General features: G+C 53.4%; 7 protein-coding genes. 3 read left to right on the top strand and 4 right to left on the bottom strand.

The features are described from left to right. The first annotated feature begins 57 nt into the window (after window positions 1–57). The 3 genes from asnS (at window position 58) to ACLQ7H_RS23870 (ending at window position 4302) form a co-directional block, all read left to right on the top strand. On the top strand, window positions 58–1458 hold the full coding sequence (gene asnS / locus ACLQ7H_RS23880) for an asparagine--tRNA ligase (protein ID WP_411754811.1): 1401 nt from the start codon (window positions 58–60) through the stop codon (window positions 1456–1458). A gap of 303 nt (window positions 1459–1761) precedes the next feature. Then, window positions 1762–2865, top strand: coding sequence for a porin OmpC (gene ompC / locus ACLQ7H_RS23875; protein ID WP_411754812.1), 1104 nt, complete (start codon window positions 1762–1764; stop codon window positions 2863–2865). A 246-nt stretch (window positions 2866–3111) separates the two neighbouring features. Further along, window positions 3112–4302, top strand: coding sequence for an amino acid aminotransferase (locus ACLQ7H_RS23870; RefSeq protein ID WP_411754810.1), 1191 nt, complete (start codon window positions 3112–3114; stop codon window positions 4300–4302). 62 nt (window positions 4303–4364) lie between these two features. Here the strand turns inward: ACLQ7H_RS23870 and ACLQ7H_RS23865 are convergent, their stop codons facing one another. From ACLQ7H_RS23865 to mukB, 4 genes are all read right to left on the bottom strand, one after another. After that, on the bottom strand, window positions 4365–5012 hold the full coding sequence (locus ACLQ7H_RS23865; RefSeq protein WP_021804900.1) for an MBL fold metallo-hydrolase: 648 nt from the start codon (window positions 5010–5012) through the stop codon (window positions 4365–4367). Between the two features lie 68 nt (window positions 5013–5080). Next, window positions 5081–5629: a YcbK family protein gene (locus ACLQ7H_RS23860; protein ID WP_024484589.1), complete on the bottom strand. Its 549-nt coding sequence runs from the start codon at window positions 5627–5629 to the stop codon at window positions 5081–5083. A 181-nt stretch (window positions 5630–5810) separates the two neighbouring features. Further along, window positions 5811–7661, bottom strand: coding sequence for a L,D-transpeptidase (gene ldtD / locus ACLQ7H_RS23855; protein WP_411754809.1), 1851 nt, complete (start codon window positions 7659–7661; stop codon window positions 5811–5813). A 206-nt stretch (window positions 7662–7867) separates the two neighbouring features. Continuing rightward, a partial coding sequence (gene mukB / locus ACLQ7H_RS23850; RefSeq protein ID WP_411754808.1) for a chromosome partition protein MukB occupies window positions 7868–10439 on the bottom strand: 2572 nt, incomplete at its 5' end.

Genomic DNA, 10439 nt, shown 5'->3' with positions numbered 1-10439 from the left:
ATCCCCAAATTCTTGGGTTGTTAGCCTATTTCTGAAAAACTTATAAGAGAGAAATCTATGAGCGTAGTGCCTGTAGTCGACGTACTGCAAGGTCGTGCTGCGGTTGACAGTGAAGTCACCGTGCGCGGTTGGGTACGTACCCGGAGAGATTCTAAAGCTGGTATCTCCTTCCTCGCCGTTTATGACGGCTCCTGCTTTAATCCGTTACAGGCCGTTGTTAATGATTCTCTGCCGAATTATCAGGACGAAGTGTTACGCCTGACCACCGGCTGTTCCATTGAAGTAACCGGTACCGTGGTGCCATCGCCGGGTGAAGGCCAGAGTTTCGAGCTGCAAGCCACGGCCATCAAGGTGGTGGGTTGGGTTGACGATCCAGACACTTATCCAATGGCAGCCAAACGCCACAGCATCGAATACCTGCGCGAAGTTGCCCACCTGCGCCCGCGCACCAACCTGATTGGCGCGGTTGCCCGCGTTCGCCACACCTTGGCACAGGCGATCCACCGCTACTTCCACGAGAACGGTTATTTCTGGGTTTCCACCCCACTGATCACCGCGTCAGACACCGAAGGTGCCGGTGAAATGTTCCGTGTTTCCACGCTGGATATGGAAAACCTGCCCCGCACCGATAAAGGTGCCGTCGATTTCAGCCAGGATTTCTTCGGTAAAGAAGCCTTCCTGACCGTATCCGGTCAGTTGAACGGTGAAACCTACGCCTGTGCGCTGTCAAAAGTTTACACCTTTGGTCCTACCTTCCGTGCCGAGAACTCGAACACCAGCCGTCACCTGGCTGAATTCTGGATGATCGAACCGGAAGTCGCCTTTGCTACCCTGGACGACGTGGCCGGGTTGGCCGAAAGCATGCTGAAGTATGTCTTCCAGGCGGTGTTGGATGAACGTGCCGACGATCTGCAATTCTTTGCTGAGCGGGTAGATAAAGACGCCATCGACCGTCTGAAGCGCTTTGTCTCCTCCGATTTCGCCCAGGTGGATTACACCGAAGCGGTCGAGATCCTGATCGCTTCCGGCCAGACCTTCGAGAACCCGGTTTCCTGGGGTATCGATCTTTCGTCTGAACACGAACGCTATCTGGCAGAGCAACACTTCAAAGCCCCGGTAGTCGTGAAAAACTACCCGAAAGATATCAAAGCCTTCTATATGCGCATGAACGAAGATGGCAAAACCGTAGCGGCAATGGACGTGTTAGCGCCGGGCATTGGTGAAATCATCGGTGGTTCACAGCGTGAAGAGCGTCTGGATGTGCTGGATCAACGTCTGGCAGAGATGGGCCTCAATAAGGAAGACTATTGGTGGTATCGTGACCTGCGCCGCTATGGCACCGTGCCACATTCTGGTTTTGGCTTAGGTTTTGAGCGTTTAATCGCCTATGTGACCGGGGTGCAGAACGTCCGTGACGTGATCCCATTCCCAAGAACGCCACGTAACGCCAGTTTCTAAAGCATCAAAGTAAACATAATTTAAACGCATTTTTTACATAATTAAGGCCAGCTTAGCTGGCCTTTCGCATTTTTGATTATTGACCTGCATCACAAAGTTCCCTAAAATACACAAAATGTTACACATCGTTGCTTTCTGAAACCAGATTGCGACATTGGTAGCATTTTCGTTCTAGATAAACCTGCCCGTGAATGGAACACTGCGTGCAGACACAGGACGACACCAATCTATCAACAATAGTTCCAAAAGAATTATTGGCGGCAGTGGCAAGGTGTCCGAATAAAACCAATGAGGGTAATAATGATGATGAAGCGCAACATTCTTGCAGTAGTGATCCCAGCTCTGTTAGCAGCTGGTGCAGCCAACGCAGCTGAGATCTACAACAAAGACGGTAACAAACTGGATCTGTACGGTAAAGTTGACGGCCTGCACTACTTCTCTAACGACAAAGACAACGATGGCGACCAGTCATACGTGCGTTTTGGCTTCAAAGGTGAAACCCAGATTACTGACCAACTGACCGGTTACGGCCAGTGGGAATACAACGTGCAAGCTAACCACGCTGAGTCTGCTGGTACCGAAGGTACTAAAACTCGTCTGGGCTTCGCAGGTCTGAAATTTGCTGACTTCGGTTCATTCGACTACGGCCGTAACTACGGCGTTGTGTATGACGTTGAAGGCTGGACAGATATGCTGCCAGAATTCGGTGGCGATACTTACACTTATACCGACAACTTCATGACCGGCCGTGCTAACGGTGTTGCTACTTACCGTAACAACGACTTCTTCGGTATGGTTGATGGCCTGAACTTCGCTGTGCAGTACCAAGGCAAGAACGAAAACGACGGTCGTGCAATCAAGAAACAAAACGGTGACGGCTTCGGTCTGTCTTCTACTTATGCGATCCTGGACTCCGGTGTCAGCGTAGGTGGTGCATACTCTTCATCTGACCGTACTGATGCGCAAACCGGCCGTGTTGGCCAGGGTACTACTGCTGGCGGCGATAAAGCTGAAGCATGGACCGTTGGTGCTAAATTCGACGCCAACAACGTCTACCTGGCAACCATGTATGCAGAAACCCGCAACATGACTCCATACGGTAGCTCAGATCGCACTATCGCCAACAAAACTCAGAACTTTGAAGTGGTAGCACAGTACCAGTTCGATTTCGGCCTGCGTCCATCCATCGCTTACCTGCAGTCTAAAGGTAAAAACCTGGGTAGCGCTTACGGCAACGATCAAGACCTGGTTAAATACATTGATGTAGGTACTACTTACTACTTCAACAAAAACATGTCTACCTACGTTGATTACAAAATCAACCTGCTGGACGACACCGACTTCACTCGTGCTAACGGCATCGCTACTGACAACATCGTAGCTACCGGTCTGGTTTACCAGTTCTAAGTTGTTGCACTTGATGACGGCTCGCCGTCAGCTAAGTTAAAAAACAGGGCTTCGGCCCTGTTTTTGTTTTAAGCACTTCCCGCCATTTTTTATTCTGCCAATCCGCCCTTCCCCGTCATTTTTTGTGCTGAATCTGCCGCCGTCACAAGATCGAGGTGTTTTTCTCGCAAACGGTTGGCAAAGGCGATAACTGGCGCTACCCTGATGTTTCTGTCTGCTTAACTCTAGGCCATGGAAGCATCTGACATGTTTGAAAAAATCACCGCTGCACCTGCCGATCCCATTCTGGGTCTGACCGACATTTTCCGCGCCGACAAGCGTGAGAATAAAATCAACCTGGGTATTGGCGTCTATAAAGACGAAACTGGCAAAACGCCAGTGCTGACCAGCGTTAAAAAAGCTGAACAGTATCTGCTGGAAAATGAGACCACCAAAAACTACCTGGGTATTGAAGGTATTCCTGAATTTGCCAGCTGCACGCAAGAGTTGCTGTTCGGCAAGCAGAGCCCAATCATTGCCAACAAACGTGCCCGTACCGCACAAACTCCTGGTGGTACCGGTGCCTTGCGCGTAGCGGCCGACTTTATTGCCAACCAGACCAGCGCCAAGCGTATCTGGGTCAGCAACCCTAGCTGGCCAAACCATAAAAACGTCTTTGGTGCCGTTGGCCTGGAAGTATTGGAATACAACTATTACGACGCCGCCAACCATGCGCTGGACTTCGACGGTCTGCTCACCAGCCTGAACCAGGCTCAGGCCGGCGACGTAGTGCTGTTCCACGGCTGCTGCCATAACCCGACCGGCATCGATCCAACCGAAGCACAATGGGCTCAGTTGGCTGAACTGTCCGTAGCCAAGGGCTGGTTACCGCTATTCGACTTCGCTTACCAAGGCTTTGCCAAGGGCCTGGAAGAAGATGCACAGGGTCTGCGTATCTTTGCTGCCAAACATCAGGAACTGATCGTTGCCAGCTCCTACTCGAAGAACTTCGGCCTGTATAACGAGCGTGTCGGTGCCTGCACCTTGGTAGCTGCCGATGCAGAAACCGCCGAGCGCGCCTTCAGCCAGGTGAAAGCCGCGATCCGTGCCAACTACTCGAACCCGCCGTCACACGGTGCGGCCGTAGTTGCCACCATCTTGGGTAACCCAGCGCTGCGCGCCATTTGGGAACAAGAGCTGACCGACATGCGTCAGCGCATTCACCGTATGCGCCAGCTGTTCGTTAATACCCTGCAGGAAAAAGGGGCGGAGCAGGATTTCAGCTTCATCATCAACCAGAACGGCATGTTCTCCTTCAGCGGCCTGACCAAAGAGCAGGTTCTGCGTCTGCGTGATGAATTTGGCGTGTATGCCGTTAACTCCGGCCGCGTTAACGTGGCAGGTATGACGCCAGACAATATGGCGCCGCTGTGCGAAGCCATCGTTGCCGTGCTGTAAGCCGATTTTGCATTGAAAAAGGGGCGCATTTGCGCCCCTTTGTTATTTATCGAGAAGTACCCTTACCAGATAGCCGGTTCTTCGCGCAGGAACGGGTTGGTTTGACGTTCATGGCCAAAGGTAGACATCGGGCCATGTCCTGGAATAAACGCCATATCGTCGCCCTGAGGCAGTAACTTGTTGCGGATCGACGCAATCAGCGCCTGATGGTCACCGCGCGGGAAATCGCTGCGGCCAACGCCACCGTTAAACAACACGTCGCCCACTAACGCCAGGCGCGCCTGTTCGTTGATAAAAACGATATGACCAGGCGTATGGCCAGGGCAATGCAGTACGTTCAGCGACATCTCGCCCACCTGCACTTTATCCCCCTCTTCCAGCCATTTGGTCGGCGTTAGAGCGGCGCACTCATCCAGGCCAAACATACGGCTCTGTGCTGGCAAACCTTCAAGCCAGAAGGCATCTTCCTTATCCGGCCCATAGATTGGCACCTGATAATGCTCGGCCATTTCTGCCGCCGCGCCTACGTGATCGAGATGGCCATGCGTCAGTAAGATCTGGCTGACCTGCACGCCCTTTTCGGCAATGGCCGCCTTAAGTTTTTCCGGATCGCCACCAGGATCGACCAGCGCCGCCTGTTTGGTCACGTCGCACCAGATGAGCGTACAGTTCTGACTGAACGCCGTAACGGGGATAATATGGTATTTCATAAAGCTCCAACGACAACGGCACCACACCCAGGAGGCGGGTGCCATTCAGCGATCATGATGCACAATGATTACCAGGTCCGCACCGGGCCGGTATCGATGTGCACAAAGTTACTACGTGGATAATAGCCTACCCCGCCAGCACGCATTTTTAACGCGGCCTTACGGATATTACTCAGTTGGATCCCTTCAATATGGAAATCCATCGCCTGGCCTTTGGTGTGGTAGCTTTGCTTGGCCACGCCACGGCTGTGCGCACGCATTTCGGTGTTGGTCGCCATTGAACGGTAGCCGGAAATCAGCTGTACCGGTTTGCTGGTGCCCAGCATCACCTGCAGGCGATAGAGATGATCAAACAGAGCCGGATCGATGCTCTTGACCTTATTGGCCCGATAGTCACGGAAGATATGGTTCAGGCGCGCCAATTCTTCTTTATTGTAGCCTTTACCGTTGAAGAACTCGGCCTTGATGGATTCGCCAGTATTGAGGTTGTTCAACAACAGAATACGTGGGCGAGCGGTAGAAAGACTGGCAAACGCTTGCCCTGGGAGCAGCGCGATACCCACGGCGGCGCTACCTAACGCCAACCATTTACGGCGATGATGATCAATTTTGTCCATGACTCTTTTAAACCCGGCAAGAATGTCAAAATATATGCACAAAACTGCGCACTGCCCGAACCATAACCGCCAGCGTATGCGGAGTCAACCCGCGATACGCTGTGGTTTACCAGCACTCACACAAAACAGAGCCTGTTACTGGCCAGACATTCAGACCGTTATTTAGCTAGAATTACTGCATTTATTGCATCAATTTTTCGGCCTGAGCCAAAATTTGTGCACCCGATCTCACTGTCGCATCATAATTGTAAATATCTGTACGGAACTGTGGCTTGCCATCATCCGAGATCCAGGCCGTCAGGTAATACAGCTGAACCGGGATATGCTGGCGGATGTTCACGTACGTGGTATTGCCCTGTTTCAGCGTTGAAGAGACACGCGTATTATTCCAACCGGCATCCTGCAACAGCATGTTGGCCAGATCGGAAGCCTTGTTAACGCGCACACAGCCAGAGCTTAACGCCCTGATATCTTTCTGGAACAGTCCGTGGTTCGGGGTGTCATGCAGATAGATGGCATCCGAGCTAGGCATGTTGAACTTGAAACGCCCTAACGAGTTGCTGGTCCCTGGTGCCTGCTGGATGCGGTAAGGGAAATTGCGTGGTGAAACCACGCTCCAGTCAATCATGGCCGGATCGATCACTTCCGCATCGTTGCTCCAACCAGAGAACACCCGATAGCCGTGTTTCTGGAAGTAGCTGGCGTCATGCATGGCCTTGGGCACGATATCTTCACGGATCAGCTTGGTTGGCACATTCCACGGCGGGTTGACCACCACGTTATTCAATGCGCTGCTCATCAACGGCGTCTTGCGGCTCGGACGACCAACAATCACCCGCGAAGATAACACTTCATTACCATTCAGATAGTAGGTGAGCGAGTAGTTCGGGATGTTGACCATAATGCCGGTATCAACGTGCCCAGGCAGAATGCGCAAGCGCTGGATGTTCAACGCCAACAGTGAAGCACGAGTTTGTGGCGAAACATTCAGCCATTCACGTGTCCGGGTACCGATGACGCCATCAGGCGTCAGCCCTTGCCAGATCTGGAAACGTTTGACCCCCTCCACCAGATCTTCTGTGTAACGATTATCCGTGACGGAAACCGGACTGGCAGGCTGTACCTGTGTGGTCGCCTCTGGGGATGGAGCAAGATCTTTGATCGATGCCGCTCCAGGACTAACGACAGCCGATGCGGTATTACGATTTTTTTCTTCATCCACCGACAGGTCATCATCCGCCGCCGGGGTCGTCGCGCTGGCGTTGGTGACGACAGGCTCAGGCGAAGCAGGCGCTACCGCCGGAGTGGCGATGAGCATTCCGGTACGCGCCAGGATATCGCGCAACGCAGGAATATCGTCGCTGAGTTGACCTGGACGCAGACTTGCGCCATTAGTCATTTGTGGCCACGGGCGCCCAGCCGCCAGCATTTCGCGCAGCGCCAAATGCATTTTGGCGTACTGAGGATGCTGCGGGGCCAACGAATTAATAAACGCCAGCGTTTCGCCCTGATGCATCGAGAGTTGCCACTGGTTGATCACCGTATTTGCCGGCACCTTCAACTTGTAAGGAACATTGCTGTAAAGCCAGTTGTTGCCGTTGGCCCCGATTGAGGAGACAAACTGCAAATAACCCAGCATTGCATCCGACAGCACAATATCACGTGCCATATCGGTGATAACCGGATCGGTCAGCAGTTTTACCCATTGGGTAAACTGCGGCTGTACGCCAGAAATCGCCAACTCAGCCAGCTGCTGTTGAAATTGCAATACCGCTTCCCGATCCTGCCACATAGGCTTCATCTGGTTGGCTGCATACAACGGCGCTAAAGTGGAAAGATAATACGGCACAACGCTTTTCGGCAGCGCCGCAAGCAGTTCAGCACGACTTTGTGCCACGGACATCCCCGTTGACGATGACGTCACCGGTAACGCCGGTACAGTTGCCCATGCGGAAAACGACACGGCAAAACCACACGCGATTGCGCAACTCAATGCCAGACGTCGTACTGAGTTTCCATTTTTAAGCAACATCCCTTGCCCCCTGTAGGCTCACAAAAATACCGCACAGACTATTATTAGTTTCAGTATACAAACAGAACGGCGCTTTTGCTCCCGGCACCGTAAATTACTGTTTCACTCCAGTTTACCACTGGCAAAAAAAACAGGCCTATCATCCTCGTCATGCAAAAAAATAGCCACCTTCAGGCGGCTATTTTCAGATTTATAGGGTATTTATTTTAGCTTTGTGACGATTCTTCCGCCACCGAGCTTAAAGCCGGTTGTTCGCTAGCGAACCCGCGCAGGCCAACTACGTGCACGTGCTCATGGTTCTGGAACACTTTACGCACCAATTTATAAGTGGTGCCTTTTTCCGGGCTGATGTTTTCTGGTGCAGCGATAATCAGCTGCATCTCCAGACGATCGCACAGCTCAAACAGCGTGGCGATGGATTTTGCATCCAGACGCGCGGCTTCATCGAGGAACAACAGGCGGCAAGGCGAAATATCTTTACCCCGCAGGCGACGTGATTCCTCTTCCCAGCTCTGCACCACCATGACCAGAATTGACATGCCGGTACCGATCGCTTCCCCGGTAGACAGCGCGCCACTTTCTGCACGCAGCCAGCCGTCAGAGCCACGGAACACTTCCACTTCCAGCTCGAGATAGTTACGGTAATCCAGCAGTTCTTCACCGATGGTTTGCGGCGTACGTTGGCCCATATCGATCTGCGGGTTCAGGCGCTGATACAGCTTGGCCAACGCTTCAGAGAAGGTCAGACGGTTGCTGTTGAACAGATCCTGATGCTGTTCCTGCTGCTCGGAGAGCACGTCCAGCAAGGTGGCATGCGCTTCCCGTACGTTGACGTTCAACCGTACGCTCTTCACCTGACCGAAGGAAACCGCTTGCAGCCCCTGGTTGAGCATCCGGATACGGTTCTGCTCGCGCTGAATGGTCTTGCGAATAATGTTCGCCACGCTCTTCGAACTGATCGCCAATTTCTGTTCGCGTGCGGTCAACTCTTCGGTCAGACGGCCCAGTTCGATCTCCATCTGCTCGATAGCTTCGACCGGATCGTCGGTGCGGATAATATCCTGGCGGATACGCTCGCGCAGATGCTGATAGACCGCGATAAAGAACTGGATCTTGCGCTCAGGGCGTTTCGGATCTTCCGACAAGCGCAGCACGTCACGCAGATGTTCGTTATCTGCCACCGCCAGACGTAGCGCACCCAATGCCTTATCCGACATCGAACGCAGCTCGTCACCGTCCATATAGGCCAATTCACGACGGTGCAGACGGCGTTCAACTCCGTTGTCTTTCACCAAACGCATCACGGCACACCAGCCCGCCTTGGCGGTCACCACCTGCTCACGCAGTTGGTAATAATCACGCTCCAGCTTGCGCAGTCTTTTCTGCAGGCTGTCCATTTCCGCTTCGCAGAAGGTCAGCTGTTTCTCCAACTGGTTACGGCGGTTACGGTTATTACTCAGCGAGGCATGTAATTCGTCCCGACGCTGGCGAGCACGGGCTTCGGCATTGGCATCGGCCTGCACACCAATGTCCACCAGCTCCTGGCTCAGCTCTTTGAGCATGTCGCGTTTGGCGTCATAAGAGCTTTTCAGCGAGGCCAGCACCTGGCTGTATTGCGTAAACTGGGTCTGATACTGGCGCAGTTGCTCGCGGGCGCGGGTACGTTCCGCTTCCGCATGTTCCAGGCGTTGACGAAGTTTATCGTTGAGATCGTTATCGGCATTCTGCATACCGGCAGAGTCGGTATAGCTGAAGTGCGCGCGGCGCTGTACCACTTCCGTCAGGGCAAAGGCTTGCTGTTTAGCCTGGCGTTGGGTTGCCTGGGCCTGTACATAGTCCTGCTGTAGCTGCTCATGTTGTTCCGGATCGTTTTGCAGCACCGATAACATAGGCTCCAGCTTGGCCAAGGAGACGCCGTGCTGTTGGATATAGCGCGCAGCATCCTGCGCCTCTTCCATTTCCTCGCGGATCTCTTCGACACGATCCTGCAAAGTTTCATCATTCAGCAGTGAGACCAGCGGCATCAGACGGTTGAGTGCGGAAATGCCCTCTTTGGCCTGATCGTATTGCTGACGCTGCTGTTGGTTCTGCGCTTCGTGGTTATTGAGCGCACGCTCAATTTCACCACGGCGGCTGTTCAGAGCACGGATATCCGCCTCGGGATCCGCATCAAACGCCACGGCGAGGTGCGAACCGATAAAGCGGCTGAACGCCTGATGAGAACGCTGGGTTTTCTGCACGTCAAATGACAAGGTGGCGTAGCGTTCGGCCAATGAGTCACGTTCTGCGTACAGCACTTCCAGGCGATTTTCCCGGGCAGCACGGCCAAACAGCGGCACTTCTGGGTAGCGGGAGTAACGCCACTGGCGATCGGCGATTTTCACCACTACCGCTTTTTCTTGTTCTTCAACGGCGAACACGCTGTCGTCAAACGACTGCGGGTCCCCTTCAATCAGGTAGAGATCTTCCGGACAATCTTCCAACCCTTCCAGCATCTCACGCACCAGCGACAGATCCGGCACCACAATGGCGTGGCGCGATGGGCCGTACAGCGCGGAGAAGTACGGTGCATCGTCGATGGTGACATCGTCATAGATTTCTGACAGCAGTACGCCGCCAAAGCGCTCTGCCAAGGTAACCAGACGCTGATCTTCTGCCCCGCTCGGCTGGCTGAGGCGTTCAACCTGCGCTTCGATTTCGCGCTTGCGGCTGGCCACTTCATCACGTTCAACCGTGGTTTCGCGTTCGCGCTCCAGCAGTTGCTGCATGTATTCGGTA

This window comes from Serratia sp. (in: enterobacteria), from assembly GCF_046715635.1.
In the GTDB taxonomy this organism is placed as follows: Bacteria; Pseudomonadota; Gammaproteobacteria; order Enterobacterales; family Enterobacteriaceae; genus Chania.
Note: the sequence above shows the minus strand (reverse complement) of the source record. Positions and strands in the feature narration are given on the sequence as shown.

Coding starts and splice junctions, on each gene's coding strand:
- asnS (WP_411754811.1), top strand. CDS start 58: ATGAGCGTAGTGCCTGTAGTCGACGTACTGCAAGGTCGTGCTGCGGTT.
- ompC (WP_411754812.1), top strand. CDS start 1,762: ATGATGAAGCGCAACATTCTTGCAGTAGTGATCCCAGCTCTGTTAGCA.
- ACLQ7H_RS23870 (WP_411754810.1), top strand. CDS start 3,112: ATGTTTGAAAAAATCACCGCTGCACCTGCCGATCCCATTCTGGGTCTG.
- ACLQ7H_RS23865 (WP_021804900.1), bottom strand. CDS start 5,012: ATGAAATACCATATTATCCCCGTTACGGCGTTCAGTCAGAACTGTACG.
- ACLQ7H_RS23860 (WP_024484589.1), bottom strand. CDS start 5,629: ATGGACAAAATTGATCATCATCGCCGTAAATGGTTGGCGTTAGGTAGC.
- ldtD (WP_411754809.1), bottom strand. CDS start 7,661: ATGTTGCTTAAAAATGGAAACTCAGTACGACGTCTGGCATTGAGTTGC.